The 20,522-nt window shown below is 74.8% G+C and carries 17 protein-coding genes; 9 read left to right on the forward strand and 8 right to left on the reverse strand.

The features are described from left to right. Position 1: 1 nt before the first annotated feature. On the forward strand, positions 2-520 hold the full coding sequence (locus LVO85_RS13840; RefSeq protein ID WP_232748079.1) for an isoprenylcysteine carboxyl methyltransferase family protein: 519 nt from the start codon (positions 2-4) through the stop codon (positions 518-520). Then, the gene (locus LVO85_RS13845) at positions 517-1,629 is read left to right on the forward strand and encodes an NAD(P)/FAD-dependent oxidoreductase (RefSeq protein ID WP_232748080.1); all 1,113 of its coding nucleotides are present in this window, start codon (positions 517-519) and stop codon (positions 1,627-1,629) included. The genes LVO85_RS13840 and LVO85_RS13845 overlap by 4 nt, the downstream gene beginning before the upstream one ends. A gap of 94 nt (positions 1,630-1,723) precedes the next feature. On the opposite strand, the gene LVO85_RS13850 is transcribed toward LVO85_RS13845, so the two are convergent. From LVO85_RS13850 to LVO85_RS13875, 6 genes are all read right to left on the reverse strand, one after another. Further along, positions 1,724-2,533 carry a class F sortase gene (locus LVO85_RS13850; protein WP_232748081.1) on the reverse strand — a complete coding sequence of 270 codons (810 nt, stop codon included), beginning with the start codon at positions 2,531-2,533 and terminating at the stop codon, positions 1,724-1,726. Positions 2,534-2,536: 3 nt separating this feature from the next. Next, positions 2,537-3,316: a CHRD domain-containing protein gene (locus LVO85_RS13855; protein WP_232748082.1), complete on the reverse strand. Its 780-nt coding sequence runs from the start codon at positions 3,314-3,316 to the stop codon at positions 2,537-2,539. 174 nt (positions 3,317-3,490) lie between these two features. Beyond that, the gene (locus LVO85_RS13860; protein WP_232748083.1) at positions 3,491-4,111 is read right to left on the reverse strand and encodes a DUF3618 domain-containing protein; all 621 of its coding nucleotides are present in this window, start codon (positions 4,109-4,111) and stop codon (positions 3,491-3,493) included. Continuing rightward, positions 4,108-4,605: a phage holin family protein gene (locus tag LVO85_RS13865; protein ID WP_232748084.1), complete on the reverse strand. Its 498-nt coding sequence runs from the start codon at positions 4,603-4,605 to the stop codon at positions 4,108-4,110. Before LVO85_RS13865 ends, LVO85_RS13860 begins: the two co-directional genes overlap by 4 nt. After that, on the reverse strand, positions 4,602-5,450 hold the full coding sequence (locus tag LVO85_RS13870) for a DUF883 family protein (RefSeq protein ID WP_232748085.1): 849 nt from the start codon (positions 5,448-5,450) through the stop codon (positions 4,602-4,604). The genes LVO85_RS13865 and LVO85_RS13870 overlap by 4 nt, the downstream gene beginning before the upstream one ends. A gap of 39 nt (positions 5,451-5,489) precedes the next feature. Beyond that, positions 5,490-6,044 carry a DUF4383 domain-containing protein gene (locus tag LVO85_RS13875; RefSeq protein ID WP_232748086.1) on the reverse strand — a complete coding sequence of 185 codons (555 nt, stop codon included), beginning with the start codon at positions 6,042-6,044 and terminating at the stop codon, positions 5,490-5,492. 199 nt (positions 6,045-6,243) lie between these two features. On the opposite strand from LVO85_RS13875, the gene LVO85_RS16855 reads away from it, so the two are divergent. Next, positions 6,244-6,366: a hypothetical protein gene (locus LVO85_RS16855; protein ID WP_269813492.1), complete on the forward strand. Its 123-nt coding sequence runs from the start codon at positions 6,244-6,246 to the stop codon at positions 6,364-6,366. A gap of 28 nt (positions 6,367-6,394) precedes the next feature. On the opposite strand, the gene LVO85_RS13880 is transcribed toward LVO85_RS16855, so the two are convergent. Beyond that, a complete protein-coding gene (locus tag LVO85_RS13880; protein ID WP_232748087.1) occupies positions 6,395-7,879 on the reverse strand; it encodes a gamma-glutamyltransferase in 1,485 nt (494 codons plus the stop codon). A 55-nt stretch (positions 7,880-7,934) separates the two neighbouring features. Between LVO85_RS13880 and LVO85_RS13885 the strand changes: the two genes are divergently transcribed. From LVO85_RS13885 to LVO85_RS13895, 3 genes are all read left to right on the forward strand, one after another. Beyond that, on the forward strand, positions 7,935-8,171 hold the full coding sequence (locus tag LVO85_RS13885; protein WP_232748088.1) for a hypothetical protein: 237 nt from the start codon (positions 7,935-7,937) through the stop codon (positions 8,169-8,171). A 122-nt stretch (positions 8,172-8,293) separates the two neighbouring features. Continuing rightward, a complete protein-coding gene (locus LVO85_RS13890; RefSeq protein ID WP_232748089.1) occupies positions 8,294-9,118 on the forward strand; it encodes an SDR family oxidoreductase in 825 nt (274 codons plus the stop codon). A gap of 126 nt (positions 9,119-9,244) precedes the next feature. Then, positions 9,245-9,403 (forward strand): hypothetical protein, encoded by a 159-nt coding sequence (locus LVO85_RS13895; protein WP_232748090.1) that lies wholly within the window; start codon positions 9,245-9,247, stop codon positions 9,401-9,403. 198 nt (positions 9,404-9,601) lie between these two features. On the opposite strand, the gene LVO85_RS13900 is transcribed toward LVO85_RS13895, so the two are convergent. Next, positions 9,602-11,605 (reverse strand): cell wall-binding repeat-containing protein, encoded by a 2,004-nt coding sequence (locus tag LVO85_RS13900; protein ID WP_232748091.1) that lies wholly within the window; start codon positions 11,603-11,605, stop codon positions 9,602-9,604. A 199-nt stretch (positions 11,606-11,804) separates the two neighbouring features. Between LVO85_RS13900 and recC the strand changes: the two genes are divergently transcribed. The 3 genes from recC to recD are packed head-to-tail and all read left to right on the forward strand — an operon-like array spanning position 11,805 to position 20,478. Further along, positions 11,805-15,308 (forward strand): exodeoxyribonuclease V subunit gamma, encoded by a 3,504-nt coding sequence (gene recC / locus LVO85_RS13905; RefSeq protein WP_232748092.1) that lies wholly within the window; start codon positions 11,805-11,807, stop codon positions 15,306-15,308. Next, complete coding sequence (locus LVO85_RS13910) at positions 15,305-18,658, forward strand: UvrD-helicase domain-containing protein (RefSeq protein ID WP_232748093.1); 3,354 nt, start codon at positions 15,305-15,307, stop codon at positions 18,656-18,658. Before recC ends, LVO85_RS13910 begins: the two co-directional genes overlap by 4 nt. Then, positions 18,655-20,478 carry an exodeoxyribonuclease V subunit alpha gene (recD, locus tag LVO85_RS13915; protein ID WP_232748094.1) on the forward strand — a complete coding sequence of 608 codons (1,824 nt, stop codon included), beginning with the start codon at positions 18,655-18,657 and terminating at the stop codon, positions 20,476-20,478. Before LVO85_RS13910 ends, recD begins: the two co-directional genes overlap by 4 nt. The last annotated feature ends 44 nt before the right edge of the window (positions 20,479-20,522 follow it).

Consider the following 20,522-nt stretch of genomic DNA (forward strand, 5'->3'; position numbering starts at 1 on the left):
GATGGGCTCCCTGGGCTGGTATGCCGTGCTGCTGGGCCTGGTCGTCCTCGAGCGGCTCGCCGAGCTGGTCGTCTCGCGACACCACGCCTCCTGGGCACTGTCGCGGGGCGCAGTGGAGCACGGGCGGGGGCACTACCCGTGGATGGTGCTGCTGCACACGGGCCTGCTCGTGGCCTGCCTGGCCGAGGCATGGCTGCTCGACCGGCCGTTCCTGCCGGTGCTCGGCTGGTCCATGGTGGTCGTCGTGGTCGCGGCCCAGGCGCTGCGCTGGTGGTGCATCGTGACCCTCGGCAAGCGCTGGAACACCCGGGTCATCGTCGTGCCGGGGCTTCCGCTGGTCGCCCGAGGCCCCTACCGCCTGATGCGTCACCCCAACTACGTCGCCGTCGTCGCCGAGGGCGTCGCCCTGCCCCTGGTGCACGGCTCCTGGGTCACCGCGCTCGTGTTCACGCTGCTCAACGCCTGGCTGCTGACCGTCCGCATCCGCACCGAGGACCGTGCGCTGGAGCCGTTGCGGTGAGCCTGGACCTGCTCGTCGTCGGCGGCGGGCCCGTCGGGCTGGCCACCGCCCTGTATGCCGTGCAGGCGGGGCTGTCGGTCGCCGTCGTGGAGCAGCGCGCCGGGGTGGTCGACAAGGCCTGCGGCGAGGGGCTCATGCCCGGTGCCCTGGCCGGCCTGCAGGCGCTGGGCGTGGACCCCGCCGGGCACGACATCGCCGGCATCCGCTACCTCACTCCCACCCGGTCGGTGACGACCGACTTCACCCGGGGGCCGGGGCGGGGGGTGCGGCGCACCGTGCTGCACACCGCGCTGCGGGAGGCCGCCGAGCGGGCCGGGGCAGGCCTGGTCACCGGCACCGTGACCGGGCTGGAGCAGCACGACGGCGAGGTGAGCGTGCAGGTGCAGGGGCAGGGGCGGCTGTCGGCACGCCACGTCGTCGCGGCGGACGGCCTGCACTCCCCGGTGCGCCGGATGCTGGGGCTGCACCGTCCCTCCGGCAGCCGGCGCCGGCACGGCATCCGGCAGCACTACCGCGTCGCCCCGTGGAGCGAGCACGTGGAGGTGCACTGGGGGCGGGCCGCAGAGGCCTACGTGACCCCGGTCGCCGACGACACGGTCGGGGTGGCGGTGCTGACCTCGGCCCGGGGGCCGATGCAGGCGCACCTGGCGGAGTTCGGGTCGCTGGCCGCACGGGTGCGGGACGCCGAGGTCACCGGGCCGGCGCGCGGTGCCGGGCCGCTGCGCCAACGGGTGGCCTCCCGGGCCGCCGGACGGGTGCTGCTCGTCGGTGACGCGGGCGGCTACGTCGACGCCCTGACCGGCGAGGGCCTGGCCCTGGGCCTGGCGCAGGCGCAGGTCGCCGTGCAGGCCGTCGCCTCGGGACGGCCGCAGCGCTACCCCGCGCTGGCGCGGCGTGCCGGGCTGGTCAGCACCGCGCTGACCCACGGGCTGCTCACGGCCACGGCCACACCGGCCGGCCGGCGAGCCGTGCTCGGCGCGGCCGCCGGCGTGCCCTGGGTGTTCGGGCGCGCGGTCGACGCTCTGGGGGGCACCGGACCAAAAACCGGGCACACGGCATACCTCGGCGGTGCGCAGGGCGAGGCCCCGCCTGCCCACGCGGACACGTGACCCCCACGGCCGACACACCCCTTGCCGCAGCGGCCCACGCGGACACCTGACCGGGTGGGCCGCGGCTGTGGTGCGCCGAGGTCACGACCTCGGGTCACGCAGGCGGGGTGTGCCCGACCATCCGGGCGAACACCACGATGTTGTCGACGTGCGCCCGGGCGACCGGGTCGTAGTCACCACCACAGGTGATCAGCCGCAGCTCGGGCCCTGCCGTGTTGCCGTAGACCGCCACCCTCGGGAAGGAGTCCTTGGGGAAGGAGTCGGTGGCGTAGACCTCGAAGGTCACCACCGCGCCGTCCTCGCGCGTGACGTCGACGGTGTCGCCGACCCCGAGAGCGCCGAGCTCGAAGAACACCGAGGGCGTCGAGCCCTGGCTGGTGACATGCCCCTCGATGACGGTGGGGCCGGGCTCGCCCGGGGTGGGTGAGCCGTCGTACCAGGCTGCCTCGTCGTACCGCTCGCCCGCGGGGACCTGCAGCGCCCCGTCGTCGTCGAGCCCGAGCGGGTGCAGCGGTGAGCTGACCTGGATGCCCGGGATGTCCACGGCCACCGGCTCGGAGGGCGGGAGCACCTCGACCTCTGCCTCAGCCGCCTGCTCACTCGCAGTGGGCTGGGCCGTTGTGGGCTCGGTCGCGATGGGCTGGGCCGTTGTGGGCTCGGTCGCGGTGGGCTCGGTCGTGGTGGGCTCGCTGACGAGTGGCTCGCTCGAGGTGGGGCCCGGGACGCTCGGCCCCTGGACGGTGGACAGCCCGGCCGCGGGTTCCGGCGCGGGAGGGTCGGCCTGCTGGCCCCACAGGGCCCAGCCGAGCACGACCGCGCCGGTCACGAGCAGCGCGGAGGCCGCGGCCACGAACGCACTGCTGCGCTCGTGGCCGCGACCCCCGGTCGTGGTGCCGTGGCTCATCGCTCAGCGACGCGCAGTCTCGGTGCGACGCCGGCTCGCGGCGAGGCCGAGCGCTCCGGCCCCGATGGCGACCGCACCCAGGGCGATGGCCCCTGCGTGCTCGGTGCCCTGCGTGGCCCCTCCCCCGGTGGCGACACCGTCCTCCGGCATGGCCATCTGGGCGACGTCCAGCGTGCCGCACATGGCCGGGTCGGTGGCCTCCGACGGCAGGCTGGGGTCGAGGTCCGACTCCTGGTCGCCGTCGTACTCGCCGCTGCCGTTGTGGTCGACGCCGTGCACGACGACCACGCCGTTGCCGGCGGCGATGTCGTCGGCCACGTCCTGGGGCACCTCGAAGGTGCGCTCGTAGGAGTACTCACCCTCGGCCGGGAAGTCCATGACGTCCAGGGCGTGGTCGGGGCCGGTCATGCCGCCCTCGTTGGTGAGGGAGACCGCCACACCGCCGTAGAAGTCGACGGCGTCGGTGGTGCGGACGGCTCCTTCGAAGCCGGAGCCGGCCAGGTCGGCGGACGGGCAGGTGTTGGACCCTCCGATGTGGATGTGCTGGGCGTGCGGAGCGCCGTCCAGCAGGCCCATCGCCTCGATCTGGATCGTCAGCTCGGTGCCGTCGACCCAGCCCCAGGCCGTGCCGGAGGCTCCGGAGCCGCTGATCTCGGTGAGGGTGGCCGACAGCTCGGTGCCGCTCTCGTGGTCCGACGCGGTGGCCGGTGCGGCCAGGGCGATCGGCAGCCCCACCAGGGCCGCGATGGCGACGGGGGTGAGACGGGTGGTGACGGTGCGCATGACATCTCCTTCGGTTCGACGACGAGGCGTGGTGTTGGTTTGCCCCGGTGTGGTGTCGGGAGGTGTTCGGGGCGGTGCCGTCCGGTGGATGGCGCCACCACCCAGATGTGAGCCAGATCACACGAGAACGGGCCCCCCACCCGGACGGGTGAGGGGCCTGTGGCCGGGCAGATGTCAGGAGCGGCTGGACTCCTGCACGTTCTCGCGCGACTGCTGGGCCGAGCCCTTGACGTCGTCGGCGGTGCTCTGCGCCTCGCCCCTCACGGTCTCGGCGGAGCCCTGCGCGGAGGCCCTGACCTCCTCCGCAGCCTGCTGTGCAGGCTCCTTGAGGTGCTCGGCGACCTCCTGGCCGGCCGACCTGGCCTCCTCCATCATGGGCTGGGCCTTGTCCTTGACGGTCTGCGCCGCCTCGCGCTCCCTCTCGCTGGCGGGCAGGAGCGAGCCGACCAGCCACCCGGCGCCGAGGGCGATGAGCCCCACGGCCAGGGGGTTGCCCTGCGTCTGCCGCCGGGCCTGGCCCGGCAGCTGCTGCGCCGAGGCCGAGGCCTGCTGCACGCTGCCCTCACCGGAGGCCTTCATGTGCTGTCCTGTGCCCATCGCCGACTCCTTCGCGTCTTCGACACTGCCCATCACACGGTCCCTGAGCTCAGCAGCCCGGCCGGTGACCTTGTCCTTGCCTCGTTGCGCCACGTTGCCGGGCGAGACGGTCTCGCCGAGCTCGTTGACGTGGTGGCTCAGGTCGCGCCTGGTCGCCTCGATCTCGGCACGGATCTGGTCCGGGTCGTTGCTCGTCATCGCCTGTCCTCGTTTCCCTTGAGTGCGTCGGGGATCTCCGTGGTGGTCTCCACCGTGCGAGGCATCCCCTCGATGTCCTTGAGCTGCTTGCGTCCCACAGCGGCCAGCACCCCGGCGACGACCGCCCAGACCAGCGCGACGACGAGTGCCGACCAGCCGAGTCCGAGCAGGTCGCCCAGGCCCCACCACAGGGCCAGGGAGCAGAAGAGCAGCACGAAGTGTCCGGCGACACCGGCGCCGCCCAGCATCCCGGCGCCCTTGCCGCCCCGCTTCGCGGACGCGGCGAGCTCGGCCTTGGCCAGCTCCAGCTCCTGCTGCACCAGGCGTGAGAGGTCCTCACCGATCTGGCCCACGACGTCACCCACGGACGACAGCGGCCGTCCGGCCGGCTCGTCGTGCGGGGCCGCCGACGTGGCGCCCGCCTGGCCGGTCGTCTGCGGTCCTGACTGGCCGGTGGTCTGCGGGCCCGCGCGGCCCGTCTGGGGCCCGGTCATCGCGGCCCCGGCCCCGGCGTGCCGGTCACCGACGGGTTGAAGTGCCCCATGGGCCGACCCTCGACGCCGTCACCCACCTGGCTGCCCGGGTAGGGGCCCACCGCCGGGTCCGTGCCCGGGGGGGTCGTGGTCGGGGCGGTGGCGGGCGCGGCGACGACCGGGGCTGCACCCACGGCGGGCGCAGGTGCGGAGGCCGCCGGGGACGGCGCCGACCCGCCCTGGTCGTCGGAGTCGTCCGACAGTCCCCGGGTCAGGCGGCCGGCGACCAGGCCGATGCCTGCGGCCACGGCGATGAAGGTGCCGGGGTGGCGACGGGCGTAGCCCCGCACCTCGTCCAGCAGGTCGGCGGGCTCACGGTCCTCGAGCCATCCGGCCACGTCCTTGGACCGCTGGGACGCCTGTCGCGCCAGGTCGGTGGCGATGCCCTGCTCCTGGGAGCCCTCGGCCATCGAGCCCAGCTCCTGCCCCAGGGCTCGGATCCCCTCGGCGAGCCGGTGCTGCTGGGTGCCGGCCTGCCCGGAGAGCTCGGAGCGCGTCTGGTCCAGCAGCTGCCGCGTCTGGTCACCGACGGTGTCCTTGACGCTCGACATCTCCTGCTTGGCGACGTCCGCGACCTGGCGGCCGCCCTGCTTGGCGTCGTCAGCGACCTGGGAGGCCTCCTGCTTCGCCTGGTCGGCGCGGCCTCCGCCACCGCTGCCTCCGGTGGTGTGGCTCATGCCGTGGTCCGGGGCCGCCACGGGAGGTGCCGTGGGCACGACGTCGTCCTCGAAGGCCACGTCGCCCTCGGTGGGTGCGAACACCGGGTCGGGCCCGGGGTCGCCCTGCGGGTTGTCAGGGGTGGTCATGGTGACGTCCTTTCGTCGGTACGGGGTGGTCTGGGCTGCTCAGCCGCGGACCGGGGGGCCGTCGGCGCCGGGGCCGGGCCGTTCGGCTGCCGAGCCGGTGCGGCCGGCGGTGTGCGTGCCCGTGTGGTCGTCCGTGGCCCGCGCCGGGGCGCGGCGGCCGAGGATCAGCCCGAGGGCGACCATGCCGAGGCCCAGGGCCAGGTGCAGCCAGTCGTCGGCCGCGTTGAGCGGCACGAAGTTCGCCGCCGACTCCTTGTCGACGACCAGGCCGTAGACCCACAGGAGCAGGTAGACGACGCCGCCGCCCACCAGGTAGCCACGGGAGCCGGAGAAGGACCGGGCCAGTGCGACGCCGGCGATGCCGAAGAGCAGGTGCACGACGTTGTGCAGGATCGACACCTGGAAGATGCCGAGCAGCAGGGCGGGCGACTCGTGGCCCGACAGCTCGATGTCACCGGCGTTCTCGGTCACCCCCGGGACGAACCCCAGGACGCCGACGAGCAGGAACACCACCCCGACGGCAAGCGCGGCGATCTGGACCGGGTGCCGACTGGTCCGACCGGTCGTCCCGGATGTGTTGCGTGGGTGTGTCATGCGTGGTCTCCTCACTGTCGTGGACACGCGGGGAGGATCCCTGTCGCGTGTTTCAGCTTCTGTGCTGAGTCCTCTTCCACCGTGCGGAGGATGTGCGCCGGCGTCCACCTGAACCGTCAGTTCCCACCCCTGAGGGTGGGCGCACCGACCCAGGGCAGGCTGAGGTGCGGGGTGCGGTGCTGCCGGGCACAGTGGGTGCATGCGTATCGGCAACACGGAGGTCCGAGCCCTGGGCGGAGGCCCGGGGTGCCTGGTGATGATCCTGCTGTCCGTGGGCCTGTCGGTCGCCCTGACCGTCCTGCTCAACCTGGTGCTGCGCTGACCGGGGCTGCGCCCCCGGCGCTGCCTCGTCAGGGAGTGTCGACCTCGAAGGTGCCGGCCCGGCGGTCGTCCTCGGCTCCACGGACCTCGCCCGCCTCGTAGTCGACCTCCAGGGCCTGGACCGAGCCGAAGTAGAGCGAGAACGGCGGGTCCTGCGACACCGTGTAGCCGCGTGCGGTCAGGGCCTCTGCCGCGCCGTGCGGCAGGGGCTCGATGACGAGCACCCCGTCGGCCTGGTGGGACCGAGGGTGGTCGACCGCCTCCTGCAGGCTGTCCCCGTGGAACGCCCAGGCCAGCACCACCTGGGTCAGCACGCCGGGGATGCGCGCCCCGCCCGGAGAGCCCAGACCCAGCACGGGTCGGCCCTCGTCGTCGGCGACGATGGTGGGCGAGCTGTAGCTGAGCGAGCGCTTGCCGGCTTCCGGTGCGTTGGCCGACCCTTGCCCCAGCTCGAACCGGCGGAGCTGGTCGTTGAGGAAGAAGCCCCCGACCTCCTGACCGGAGCCCCAGAAGTTGGTGAGCGTGTTGGTCATCGAGACGACGGTGCCCTCGGCGTCGACCACGGTCAGGTGCGTGGTGTTGCCCTCCCCCTCCTGCGCGCCGCTCGTGGACGGCCACGGGGGCACGGTCCCCTCGACCTTGTCGGCGTTGCGCTCCGCGTCGGTGAGCTCGTCCAGCGGCACGTCCACGAAGGCGGGGTCGCCGACCTCGGTCAGCAGGTCCTGGCGTGCCCGCAGCCAGGAGACCGTGACGGCGTCGACGAAGTCCGCCGACCCGGGAGGAGACTCGGTCGCACCCAGGGAGGCAGCCATCTGCAGCATCTGCACCAGGGTGACCCCGGTCAGCGGGGCGGCCGCGCCGACCACCGTGAAGGGCCCGACCTCGCCGGTGACCGGGTCGGGGGTGGCGACCGAGTAGGCGGCCAGCGAGGCGGCGTCGATGCCGTCGACGGCCGTCAGCGACCCCGCGAGAGCGTCCTCGTAGACCACCGCTGCGCCCTCGGCGGCGACCGCGCGCAGCGTCTCGCCCAGCTCGGCCTGGACCAGCGGCTCGCCCTCCTGCAGTGCCTGCCCGTCGGGGAAGAACGCACCTCTGGCACCCTGCTCGATCCGTCCGGCACCGGCGGCCAGCTGGCCGGCCAGCAGCGCGGTCGTGGGCACACCCTCCTCGGCCAGACGCACGGCCGGGGCCACGACGTCGGCCCACGCGAGCTCGCCGTGGTCGCTGTGCAGGCGCTCCATACCGGCGACGAAGCCGGGGACACCGACGCCGCTCGAGGGGATACGGCCGTCCTGGGCCACGACCTCCCGGTAGTCGTACGCGACCGGCTCCTCACCCAGCTCGTGCACCAGGGCGGCACCACCGCCGCCGAGCCCGGAGGCGAACGGCTCGGCCACGGACACGGCGAACGCGGTGGCCACGGCGGCGTCGACCGCCGTCCCTCCGGCCGCCAGCACCTCCATCCCCGCGGCGACCGCCGTCGGGTGACCGGCGGAGACAGCGTAGGCACCCACCGGCAGCGGCCCAGCGTCCGGCGAGGGGGACTGCGTCGACGGGGCTGGGTCCCCCGTGTCAGAGGGCCTGGTCACTGTCGGTGCGCTGGTCCTCGGGGCGCTCGTGGTCGGCGCGCTCGTGGTCGACCCCTGCTCCGCGCCGGGCGCCGGGGAGCCCTCCGTGCCGCCGCCGGTGCAGGCGCTGACCGTGAGTGCCGCCGCGACGAACGCAGCGACGACGACCGGGGTACGGCGGGAGCGTGGGGTCATCTCCGGAGCCTCCTGTCGGCACGTCTGCGGCAGCCACCCGTGACGGTTCACCCCATGGTCGCACCGTGCCCTGGGCAGACGGTGGCACAGGCTCGTCCTGATGCGGCGTCACGGACCGCGACCTAGCGTCGGGGACGACGCCCCGACGACCCCCGAGGAGTGGTGTTGAGCGACCCCACGACAGCCCCCGAGTCCTTCGAGCCCCAGCGCATCGTGGTCACCGGCGCCGACTCCGGCATCGGCCGGGCCACCGCCGTCGCCCTGGCACAGCCGGGCCGGCAGGTCGGCATCACCTGGCACCAGGACGAGGACGGCGCGCACGCGACCGCCAGGCAGGTGCAGGCGGCCGGGGCGCAGGCCCATGTGCGCCGGCTGGACCTCACCGACCCGGAGCAGGGCAGCGAGGTGGTGGACACCTTCGCGGCCGACTTGGGCGGCCTGGACACCCTCGTCGTCAGCTCCGGCACGGGCAGCGCGACCCCGCTGCTCGACATGGGCTACGCGACCTGGCGCGAGGTGGTCTCGGTCGACCTGGACGGTGCCTTCTGCTGCCTGCAGGCCGCGGCGCGGCAGATGGTCGCCGGGGGCCGTGGCGGGCGCATCGTGGCGGTCACCTCGGTGCACGAGCACGCGCCTCGCGTGGGCGCCGCCCCCTACTGCGCCGCCAAGGGTGGGCTCGGGCTGCTCGTGAAGGTCGCGGCCCTCGAGCTCGCCGAGCACGGCATCACCGTCAACGCGGTCGCTCCCGGCGAGATCGCCACCCCGATGACCGGGCAGGAGGACGAGTCGGTGCTGGCAGGCAAGGCCCGCCCCGGCATACCGGTCTCACGCCCGGGTGACGCCCGGGAGGTCGCCGCCACCGTGGCCTTCCTCTGTGGCCCGGACGCCGGCTACGTCAACGGCGCCTCCTGGGTGGTCGACGGCGGGATGCTGCAGATGGGCCCGCAGGCCGGGTCGCACCTGACCGGCGACGACTGGCGCCGCCCCTGAGGAGCCGTCGGGCGGCGAGGGCAGTCGACCAGGGCCGGCGGTGGCCACGACGACCCTGCCCAGTAGCCTGTGCCGACGGCGGGGCCGGTGCGGTCGGGCCCCCGGATGTGACGAGGGAGGTGGGTCATGGAGCAGTACGTCTGGCTGGTGGTGGCACTGGTGGTGGCACTGGTGGCCGTCACGGTGCTGGTCGTGCTCGCGCTGCGGGCACGGCAACGCCGGAACGCGGTCGTGATCGACCGGCGCAGGCTGGTCGAGCCCTCGTCCCGGGACACCTCGACCTGAGCCCGGCGCCCACCGGGGCCGTATCCCGGAATACCCGGTGTCGCCATATCGGCAGGCGGTCGCGCATCTGGGGTCACGCCATTGTTGACGGCATCTCCGTCTGTCGGTGGCATCTGCGTCCATATTCGCAGTCAGAGAGGGTCATGAAGAGTTTCGTCATGTCCGGTCGAGCTGCGGCCGACCGGACCGACAGAAAAGTCACTGCGCATACTCCTCGAGCGCGGTGACCACCTCCGGCGCGATGGCGTCCGGCCCGCCCGCCACGACGACCGCCTTCGGCTGCAGGTGCGTCAGAGCAGCGCGGGTCGCCGAGGGCAGCTGGGTGGGTGAGGTGAGCAGCACGGGAGCGTCCTGGTGGCCCGCCCTGGCCGCGGCGGCCAGGGCGTCCGGGAAGGTCGCCGACGTGGCGACGTAGACCGCGTCGAGACCCCCGGCCTGCTGGACCGCCAGGGTCGCGGCGGTGTCGGCGGGGGTGCTCCCCGCGATCCGCTGCACCTGCCCGGTGGTGGCGTGCGAGGCCAGCGCGGACGCCACAGACGCGGAGACCTCGCCGGTGTCGCCGACGACGACGATCCGCTCGGGCCGGACGTCCTGCAGTGCCGCGACGGTCGCAGCCGGCAGTGCCGTGGGGCGGGTGAGCAGCACGGGAGCGCCCTGGGACGCGGCGCGGGCGGCCGCGACCAGCGCGGAGGGGTAGTCGGTGCCGGTGGCGACGTAGGCGACGGGCACCGGGCTGCCGCCGCTGCGGGCGAGCTCGCCGGCGGTGGCGTAGCGGTCCTCGCCCGCCACGCGTGTGACGCCCCCGGCTCCGGCATACGGCTTCAGTGCGTCCAGCATTGTCGTCGGGATGCGCGTCGTGCCGCCGACGACGACGATCCGCGAGGGCTTGGCGCGCTGCAGCGCGGTCACCGTCTCCGCCGGGACGCCGGTGCTGCGCACCAGGAGCACCGGTGCACCGTCGGCTCCGGCCTGCGCGCTCGCAGCCAGGGCGTCGGGGTAGGTGTCACCGGTGGTGACGTAGACGTCCCCACCGGTCGCCGTGAACAGCGACAGCCCGTGCGCCGTGCCGTACCGGTCCGCACCATACACGCGGGAGACCCCCGTGGTGACGTCGTGCCAGGTGGCGTTGTCGAGCACCCCCGTCACCGGCAGCTTCTCCGCGCGCTGGTGCTCCATCAGGGTGGCGAGCGTGGTCGGGCCGAACGAGCCGTCCACGGCGAGGCCACGCAGGCCGAGGTAGGCCTGTGCCGTCGCCACCGTGTCCGAGCGTGCCCCGGGCAGCACCACCGGGTAGTCGCTGGGGGGCGGGGCCGGCAGGCTGGTCGGGCAGGGCGTGGTGCGCCGGTCGGTGTAGCGCGGGGCGTACTGCAGCGCGTAGACCCGGCACGTGCCGTGGTCGACCTGGGTGACCGGGGTCCCGGTCCACCACGAGGTGCGCTGCATCGCACCGTCCCAGGTGAAGCTGATGTGCAGGTGGTCGGTGTGCGGGCTGGCGCCGGTGTAGGTGCGCCACGAGCCGGGGTCGTAGAGGTACCACGACTGCCGGTTCCAGATGATGGACATGATGCCGAACCGGCGGGCCATCGCCCCGTTGTCGACGGTGAGCCAGGCCGCCACGGCGTCCCCGATCGCCTTGTCCTCCGCGTCGTAGGCGTTCATCGACCAGTCGACGGCACGGCCCTCACCGTGCTGGCTCGTGCTGCCGGACAGGCACCGGCGGGAGGTCGAGTAGCCGGGCCGGTCGTAGTGCTCGGCGACCAGCTCGGCGAAGGCCACGATGCCCGGCTTGTCGTTGGGGTCGCACGAGTAGGTCGGCTGCCAGCCCGGCGCCGCGTCGACGGTCGCCGGCAGCGGCTTCGACGGCGGCTCGGGCACGCCCTGGTCGACGCCGGAGCCCGCCGGCTGCTCCGGGGTGAGGGTGGCCGGACCGGCCGGGGTCGGCTCGAGCCACGCGTCCGGGAGGTCTGCGAGGTCGGGGACGACCCCCTCCATCGCCCCGGGCTCCTCCGGGTCGGGCAGGGTGAGCAGGTCCTCCTGCGCGATGGTCAGCCGCTGCTGCGAGACCGGCCCGTCCTCGTCCGGACCGTGGTCCGGGTCGGCCTGGGCCGGAGCGACGGACAGCGTCAGTGCGGATGCAGCGAGCAGAGAGATGACCGAGTGCAGACCATTTCCTTGCCATTTCTTGGTGCGACGGATGCTCATCCTTGATACCGCTTTCTCGGGCACTCGGCGCAGGGACCAGCGCGTGCTCTTGGGGGGTGCCCGCACGATATCCCAGGAATGCGCGTATGACGAGGGGCGGCCGGTTTCCTGTGCGATGTCCGGCGCAACCTGCCTCGGCCGGGAAGCGGCGGGCCGTGGCCTGCCTGGGTGTGTCCGGCCGCGTCGTTAGGGTGAGGCCGTGACCCTGGTCGTGCACCGCGCCGCGCACACCGACTCGCTCGCCGACGAGCTGGCCGGTCTGCTGGCGCAGCCCTTGGCCGACCCCTTCGCCGAGGAGGTCGTGGTCGTGCCTGCCCGCGGCGTGGAGCGCTGGCTCAGCCAGCGCCTGTCCCACCGTCTCGGGGTGGGGACCCGAGGAGGGGACGGTGTGTGCGCCGGGGTGCGCTTCCTGAGCCCGCACTCCCTGGTCGCGCTGCTGCTCGGCCGCGAGCACGACGACCCGTGGCAGCCCGACCGCCTGGCCTGGACCGTGCTGCAGGCGGTCGACGACAGCCTGGGCGAGCCGTGGTGCCACACCCTGGCCACGCATCTCGGGCACGGTCTCACCGGCGAGGAGGGCGAGGTGCGCCAGGGCCGACGCTGGTCCGTGGCACGCCGACTGGCCGGGCTCTTCTCCGCGTATGCCGTGCAGCGCCCGGCCCTGGTCACCGACTGGCGGGAGGGCCGGGACACCGACGGCCTCGGAGGTCCCCTGGAGCCGGACCTGCGCTGGCAGGCCGAGCTGTGGCGGCGCGTCCTGGCCCGGGTGGACGCCCCGCCGCCGGACGTCCGGCTCGAGGAGACGGTGGCCCGGCTCGGGACCGGTGACGAGGGGCTGGACCTGCCGGGGCGGCTCTCGCTCTTCGGGCACACCCGGATGCCGGTGACCGAGGTCCGGCTGCTGGAGGCCCTCGGCCGGCGTCGTGAGGTGCACCTGTGGCTGCCCCAGGCATCCCCCGCCCTGTGGGACGAGCTGGCACCTGTCGTCGCACCCGGGCCTGTGCCCCGGGCCCAGGACCGCTCCGTCGACCACGTCCGCCACCCGCTGCTGGCTGCGCTGGGCCGGGACGCCCGGGAGGTCCAGCGCGTGCTGGCCACCGCGACGAGCGCGGTCACGGCCCCGGCTCCCGACGCGGACGGTGCAGCGCCGCCGGACCGAGACGTCGCGGCCCCCGCCCGTGCCGTCGCTCGTGCAGGTGGACAGGCCGGGACGCTGCTGGGCTGGCTCCAGGACGACATCCGTCACAACCGCGCCCCGGACGCGGCGACCGTGGCGTCGCGGGTCGTCTCGCCCACCGACCGCAGTGTGCAGGTGCACGCGTGCCACGGCCCGGCACGCCAGGTCGAGGTGCTGCGCGAGGTGCTCTCCGGGCTGCTCCAGGACGACCCGGGCCTGGAGCCCCGCGACATCCTCGTGATGTGCCCCGACATCGACGACTACGCCCCCCTCGTGCACGCCGGCTTCGGGCTGGCGGACGTCGTGCGCGACGAGGCGGCCGGCCACCCGGCGCACCGGCTGCGGGTGCGGCTCGCCGACCGCGGCCCACGGCACACCAACCCGCTGCTGTCCGTGGCCGCCGACCTGGTCCGGCTGGCCGGTGGCCGGGTCACGGCCAGCGAGGTGCTCGACCTGGCCCGCTCGGTGGCGGTGCGGCGACGCTTCGGTCTGGACGAGGACGAGCTGGAGCGGGTCGGCGACTGGGTGCGCGAGGCCGTCATCCGGTGGGGGCTGGACCACGACCACCGGGGGGTCTACCAGCTGCGGCGGTTCGGCCAGAACACCTGGCGCTTCGGCCTGGACCGCATCCTCACCGGTGTGGTGGTCGACGGCACACAGGTCAGCGGTCTGGGCACCGCGCTGGCCCTGGACGACCTCGACAGCGGCGACATCGACCTCGCCGGCCGGCTGGCCGAGCTGCTCGACCGGCTGGGCTCGACGCTGGTGCGGCTGCGTGCCTGCCACGCCGCCCCGGAGTGGGCGGAGGCGCTGCGCACGGGGGTGCTGTCGCTGGCCGACGTCGCGCCGCGGGACGCCTGGCAGGTCACCCAGCTCGAGCGGGAGCTGGAGCGCATCCGCGACGCCTCGGTCGCCCCCGCCGACCCGCTGGGCGGCACGCCCGACACCACCAGGCGCAGCACCGGCCTGAGCCTGAGCGACGTCTCGGCCGTACTCCAGGACCGGCTCGGAGGTCGGCCGACCCGGGCCAACTTCCGCACCGGCACGCTCACGGTGTGCACGATGGTGCCGATGCGCTCGGTGCCTCACCGCGTGGTCTGCCTGGTCGGGCTCGACGACGGGCTCTTCCCGCGGACGACCACGGTGGACGGCGACGACGTGCTGGCCCGCACCCCGGTCACCGGCGAGCGCGACCCGCGTAGCGAGGACCGCCAGCTGCTGCTCGACGCGGTCATGGCCGCGCAGGAGACCCTGGTGGTCACCTACACCGGCGCGGACGAGCACACGGGTGCGGCACGGCCGCCGTCGGTCCCGCTGGGCGAGCTGGTCGACGCGACCCGAGCCGGGGCGACCTTCCCCGACGCGGACCCGGAGGACGGCGACCGGCCCGACCCGCTGGTGGTGCGCCACCCGCTGCAGCCCTTCGACCCGCGCAACCTCACGCCCGGCGCGCTGTTCGCCGGCGAACGTCCGTTCAGCTTCGACGGCACCGCCCTGGAGGGCGCCCGGGCAGGGGCCGGGCCGCGCCACTCCCCTGCCGTCGTCGGCGACCACCCGCTGCCGGCCCGCCCCGGCCCGACGGTGTCGCTCACCGACCTGCGGCGGTTCTACGCCAACCCCGCGCGGGCGTTCCTCAGCCAGCGCCTGGGCGTGCTCCTGCCGGAGGTCCAGTCCGAGGCGAGCGACGGCATACCGATCGAGCTGGACGGTCTCGAGCAGTGGGCGGTGGGCGACCGGGTGCTGCGCGACGTGCTGTCCGGCCGGTCGCTGCAGTCCTGCCGGGAGGCCGAGCTGCTCCGGGGCCAGCTGCCGCCGGGCACGCTCGGGCACCGCATCCTCGACGAGGTGTGCGGTGCCGTGGAGGTGCTCGCAGCGGCCGCGACCGTCCTGCGCGCGGGCGAGGCCCATGCCGTGGACGTGGACGTCGACCTGGGTGGGGGCCGCCGGCTGGTCGGCACGGTCCCGCACCTGCACGGCGACCGCGCGGTGGTGGCGAACTACTCCCAGGTGAAGGCCAGGCACCGCATCGACGCCTGGATCACGCTGCTGGCGCTCACCGCCACCGACCCCTCACGGCCCTGGACCTCGCACGTCGTGGGACGTCGTAGGGCGGGCACGCGGACCATCCAGGTCGGTGTGCGCTACGGCCCCCTCAGTGCCGAGGAGGCGCTGCAGCGGCTGCGCGAGCTGGTGGACGTCCACGACCGCGGCCTGCGCGAGCCGCTGCCGTTGCCGGTCGAGACGGCCCACGCGTATGCCGAGGCGCGCCTGGCCCGGTCCGGTGACCCGGTGTACAAGGCCCGCTCGGCCTGGCAGACCGAGGAGCGCGACGGCGCCTTCCCGCGGGAGGACCAGGACCCGGCGTTCGTCCGGCTGCACGGGCGCGCCCTGAGACTCCCCGAGCTGCTCGGGACGCCCCGGGACGACGAGCGCTGGGACGACAGCGAGCAGACCCGCCTGGGGCAGCTGGCACTGCGGGTGTGGCAGCCGGTGCTCACCGGGCCCGAGGAGACGGTGACGCTGTGAGCCTGCCGACCTTCGACATCGCCGCCCCGCTGCCCACCGGCACGACCCTGCTGGAGGCGAGCGCGGGCACCGGCAAGACGTGGACCATCGCGGCCCTGGTGACCCGGTTCGTGGCCGAGGGCGAGGCGACCCTGCCCGAGATGCTCGTGGTCACCTTCGGTCGCGCCGCCAGCCAGGAGCTGCGGGCCCGGGTGCGCGAGCAGCTCGTGGCGGCCGAGCACGCCCTGCTGGACCCGCCCCCGGAGGCCGAGCGCGACGAGCTGGAACGGCTGCTCCTCGCGGCCGAGGCGCCGGAGCGGGCACGACGGCTGGCGCGCCTGCGCGAGGCGCTCACCGGCTTCGACGCGGCCACCATCGCCACGACCCACCAGTTCTGCCAGATGGTGCTGCGCAGCCTGGGGGTGGCCGGTGACACCGAGAGCGACGCCCAGCTGGTGGAGGACCTCGACGACCTGCTCGTCGAGGTGGTCGACGACCTCTACCTGAGGGGGTTCGTCGCCGACGACCAGGAGCCGGTCTTCAGCCGCGGCGAGGCGCTCACCATCGCGCGCACCGCGGTCGACGACAGCGCCGCCGCGCTGGCACCGGTGAGCGCCGAGCCGCACTCGGAGGCCGGGCGGCGGGTCCGCTTCGCCGAGGCCGTCCGAGCCGAGATGGAGCGACGCAAGCGACGGCTCGGGGTGCTGCACTACCAGGACCTGCTGTCCCAGCTCGCCGACGCCCTCGCGGCGCCGGACTCCCCCGCCCGCGACCGTATGCGGCGTCGGTGGCGGGTGGTCCTCGTCGACGAGTTCCAGGACACCGACCCCGTGCAGTGGCAGGTGCTCGACCGGGCCTTCACCGGTCACGCCCGGATGGTGCTGATCGGTGACCCGAAGCAGGCGATCTACGCCTTCCGCGGCGGCGACGTCGTCACCTACCTGCGCGCGGCGCGGACCGCCGGGACCCGGATGACGCTGGGCACCAACCACCGCAGCGACGGTCCTCTCGTCGACAGCCTCCAGCGGGTGCTCGAGGGCGCGGCACTCGGCGACCCGGAGATCACGGTGCGCCCGGTGCAGGCCCGGCACACGACCTCACGGCTGCGCGGGGCGCCGTGCGACGAGCCGCTGCGCCTGCGCATCGTGCACCGCGAGCACCTGGGCGTCTCCCCGCGGGCCCGCTCGGTGACCGTCGGACCCGTGCGGGAGCACGTCGCCCGTGACGCCGCCACCGACATCGCCCGGCTCGTCGCTTCCGGCGCCACCTTCTGCGGCCGTCCGCTGCAGCCCCGGCACGTGGCGGTGCTGGCCCACCGCGGCCGCGACCTGGCGCGGATGCAGGGCGCACTGGCGGAGGTCGGCATCCCCTCGGTCGTCGCCGGGGGTGGCAGCGTCTTCACGACCCGTGCGGCCACCGAGTGGCTCACGCTCCTGGAGGGGCTCTGCGCCCCGCACCGCTCCGTGCGCACCCGTGCCGCCGCGCTGACCTGCCTGGTCGGGCTCACCGTCGAGCAGCTCGACGAGGGCGGCGACCGGCTCGACGACACCCTGGCCGGTGACCTGCGCGACCTCGCCGACATCTGCGAGCGACGCGGTGTCGCGGCGGTGCTCGAGCACGCCACCATCCACGGCCTGGCCCAGCGGGTGCTGGCCACCGAGGGCGGCGAGCGGCTGCTCACCGACCTGCGGCACGTCGGCCAGCTGCTGCACGACGCCGGCACCCAGGGGCCGATGGGCCTGGTGGCCCTCACCGAGTGGCTGCGTGCGCAGATGGACGACGACACCCCGGGCGGGGCGAGCGCGCGCACCCGCCGGCTCGACAGCGACGCCTCCGCCGTGCAGCTGGTGACCATCCACGGCAGCAAGGGCCTGCAGTACCCCGTGGTCTACCTGCCGTTCATGACCGACCGGCACGTCGGCACCCCCCGCATCCCCCTCTTCCACGGCCCGGAGCCCGAGCAGACCCGCACCATCGACGTCGGTGGTCCGCACGGCCCGGAGTGGGAGGCGTCCGTCGAGGCCGACCAGCGCGAGGACGCCGGGGAGTCGCTGCGCCTGCTCTACGTCGCGATGACCCGTGCCCAGTCGCAGGTCGTCACCTGGTGGGCCCCCAGCACCCGCAACACACCCACCTCCTCGCTGCACCGCCTGCTCGTGGGCCGGGCACCCGGGGAGGCCGAGGTGCCCGACACCGTCGAGGTGCCCCCGGACGAGGACGCCGTGCGCGTGCTGTGCCGCTGGTCCGCCGGCGCCCGGGCCGGGGTGCACATCGAGTTCGCCGACATCGCCGTCCCCCCTGCGCCGCCGGCCCGTGACGACGCCTCCGAGCTCTCCGTCCGCGACTTCGACCGGCAGGTCGACACCACGTGGCGGCGCACGTCCTACACCGCGCTCAGCCGCCCGGCCGAGACCGGCCCGGGCGACGCCGGCGGCGTCGGCAGCGAGCCGGAGGTGGAGCCGCGCCAGGACGAGCCGGACGCGACCGAACCGGTGCGCGACGACGTGCTGCCCGGCCTGGCGCTGCCGGGCGCCGAGGTGCCCTCGCCGATGGCCGACCTGCCGGTGGGGGCGACCTTCGGCTCCCTGGTCCACGCAGTGCTGGAGCACACCGACCCGGGCGCCGCCGACCTGCGCGCCGAGCTGCTGGAGCACATCGGCGAGCAGCTGGTGTGGTGGCCGGTGGACCTGGGCCCCGGCGGCCCGGAGGCACTGGCCGACGCGCTGGTGCAGGTGTGCGACACCCCGCTCGGCCCGCTCGCCCCCGGCGCCACGCTGCGCGGGGTGGGCCGGGGCGACCGGCTCTGCGAGCTGGACTTCGAGCTGCCCCTGGCCGGGGGCGACGACACGGCCTACGTGGCCGACCACGTGAGCCTCGGCGACCTGCGCCCGCTGCTGCTGCAGCACCTCCCGGCGGGCGACCCGGTGCGGGGCTGGGCAGACGCGCTGCGCCGTCCCGAGCTGGCCGGCCAGGCGCTGCGGGGCTACCTCACCGGGTCCGTCGACGTCGTGCTGCGCACCGGCGGGCGCTACCTCGTCGTGGACTACAAGACCAACTGGCTCGGCCCGGCCGACGAGCCGCTCACCGCGGCCGCCTACCGTCCGGAGGCCCTGGCCGAGGCGATGGGCCACTCCAGCTACCCGCTGCAGGCGCTGCTGTATGCCGTGGTAGCGCACCGGTTCCTGCGGTGGCGGCTGCCGGGCTACGACCCGCGCCGGCACCTCGGCGGCGTGCTCTACCTCTACGTCCGCGGCATGTGCGGGCCCACCACCCCGGTGGTCGACGGGCAGCCCTGCGGGGTGTTCTCGTGGCGGCCTCCGGTGGCCCTGGTGCAGGCGGTCTCCGACCTGCTGGACGGAGGACGGACATGACCATGGTCACCGCCGCGCGCGCGTTCGAGCCGCTGGGCCCGCACGACCGCCGGCTCGCCCGCTCCGCCACCGGGGTGCTCGGCGAGCTCAACCGGGCGGGGCTGCTCACCGCCGCCGACGTGCACGTCGCCGGCACGCTCGCCCGGCTGGGCCACGAGCAGGACGAGCAGGTGGTGCTGGCGGCGGCCCTGGCCACCCGCGCGGTGCGCGAGGGCTCGGTGTGCGTCGACCTGTCCCGCGTCGCAGAGCTGGACGCCGACGTCGCCTGGCCCGAGCCGGGGCCGTGGCTGGAGCGGGTGCGCGACAGCGCCCTGGCCCGGCGCGGCGTGCTGCTCGTCGACCTCGACCTGGTCTACCTGCAGCGCTACCACCACCAGGAGGTGCAGGTCTGCGCCGACCTGCGCGCCCGGGGCCTGCAGCCGGCACCGCCGGTGGACCACGACCTGCTGGGCGAGGGCCTGGACCGCGTCTTCCCCGGTGAGGGGTATGCCGAGCAGCGCGCAGCGGCCCAGGCGGCGGTCTGCTCCTGGACGACCGTGCTCACCGGCGGCCCGGGCACCGGCAAGACGACCACCGTCGCCGGGGTGCTCGTGCTGCTGGCGGTGCAGCACGGCTCGACCGGCCGGCCGCTGCGGGTGGCGCTCGCGGCCCCCACCGGCAAGGCCGCGGCCCGGCTGCAGGAGGCCGTCACCGAGGCGCTGGAGGGCATCCTGCGCGCGGACCTGCCCGCCGCACAGCGCCTGGCACCCGAGCAGCGTGCCCTCGTCGAGCCGCTGCGCGAGGTGCAGGCCTCGACGCTGCACCGGCTGCTGGGGCGTCGTCCGGGCAGCTCCACCCGCTTCCGCCACGACCGCAGCGACCGGCTGCCGCACGACGTGGTCGTCGTCGACGAGAGCTCGATGATGTCGCTGACCATGACGGCCCGGCTCCTGGAGGCGGTCCGTCCCCAGGCCCGTCTGCTGCTCGTCGGCGACCCGGACCAGCTGGTGTCCATCGACGCCGGCGCGGTGCTCGCCGACCTCGTCGCCGGGCTGCAGGAGAGCGACCCCGCCGGTGCCCCGGCGTGCGTGGCGCGGCTGCGGACCGTGCACCGCTTCGGGCACCGCATCGGCGCCCTCGCCCAGGCGCTGCGTGAGGGCGACGCCGACGAGGTCGTCACGGTGCTGCGCGACGGAGGCGGGGAGGTGGACCTCCTCGAGGAGGACGACCCCACGGCGCGGCTGCGCGGGCCGCTGACCCGGCGGGCTCTCGCCCTGCGGGAGGCCGCCCTGTCCGGTGACGAGACGGCTGCGCTGGCCGCTCTCGACCAGCAGCGGCTGCTCTGCGCCCACCGCGACGGACCGCACGGCGTGCGCACCTGGAACCAGCACGTCGAGCAGTGGGTGACCGAGACGACCGGCGACGGCCTCTGGGACCCGATGTACCCCGGCCGCCCGCTGCTGGTGACCGCCAACGACTACGGCCTCGCGCTGTTCAACGGTGACACCGGGGTCGTGGTCCGCGGCGAGGACGGCGGGACGCACGCGGTGTTCGCCGGGCCCGACGGCCTGCGCCGGCTGGCGGTGAGCCGGCTCGCGGACGTCGACACCATGCACGCCATGACGATCCACAAGGCCCAGGGCAGCCAGGCCCGCGAGGTCGTCGTGCTGCTGCCTGACGAGGACTCGCTGCTGCTCACCCGTGAGCTGCTCTACACCGCCGTGACCCGCGCCCAGGAGCGCGTCGTGGTGGTGGGGTCCGAGGCGGTCGTGCGGGCAGCGGTCGACCGCCAGGTGCGCCGCGCCAGCGGCCTGCGCCGCCGGATCGTCACGCCGGGGTGAGCCCGGCGCGACGCTCCTGAGGCCGGCGCGGCGCTCCTGAGGCA

The sequence above is a fragment of the Ornithinimicrobium sediminis genome, from assembly GCF_021272345.1.
Lineage (GTDB): Bacteria > Actinomycetota > Actinomycetes > Actinomycetales > Dermatophilaceae > Ornithinicoccus > Ornithinicoccus sediminis_B.

Bases quoted from the DNA above. Each gene is read 5' to 3' on its own strand.
- LVO85_RS13840 (WP_232748079.1), top strand. From the start codon at position 2: ATGGGCTCCCTGGGCTGGTATGCCGTGCTGCTGGGCCTGGTCGTCCTC.
- LVO85_RS13850 (WP_232748081.1), bottom strand. From the start codon at position 2,533: ATGAGCCACGGCACCACGACCGGGGGTCGCGGCCACGAGCGCAGCAGT.
- LVO85_RS13855 (WP_232748082.1), bottom strand. From the start codon at position 3,316: ATGCGCACCGTCACCACCCGTCTCACCCCCGTCGCCATCGCGGCCCTG.
- LVO85_RS13860 (WP_232748083.1), bottom strand. From the start codon at position 4,111: ATGACGAGCAACGACCCGGACCAGATCCGTGCCGAGATCGAGGCGACC.
- LVO85_RS13865 (WP_232748084.1), bottom strand. From the start codon at position 4,605: ATGACCGGGCCCCAGACGGGCCGCGCGGGCCCGCAGACCACCGGCCAG.
- LVO85_RS13870 (WP_232748085.1), bottom strand. From the start codon at position 5,450: ATGACCACCCCTGACAACCCGCAGGGCGACCCCGGGCCCGACCCGGTG.
- LVO85_RS13875 (WP_232748086.1), bottom strand. From the start codon at position 6,044: ATGACACACCCACGCAACACATCCGGGACGACCGGTCGGACCAGTCGG.
- LVO85_RS16855 (WP_269813492.1), top strand. From the start codon at position 6,244: ATGCGTATCGGCAACACGGAGGTCCGAGCCCTGGGCGGAGGCCCGGGG.
- LVO85_RS13895 (WP_232748090.1), top strand. From the start codon at position 9,245: ATGGAGCAGTACGTCTGGCTGGTGGTGGCACTGGTGGTGGCACTGGTG.
- LVO85_RS13900 (WP_232748091.1), bottom strand. From the start codon at position 11,605: ATGAGCATCCGTCGCACCAAGAAATGGCAAGGAAATGGTCTGCACTCG.
- recD (WP_232748094.1), top strand. From the start codon at position 18,655: ATGACCATGGTCACCGCCGCGCGCGCGTTCGAGCCGCTGGGCCCGCAC.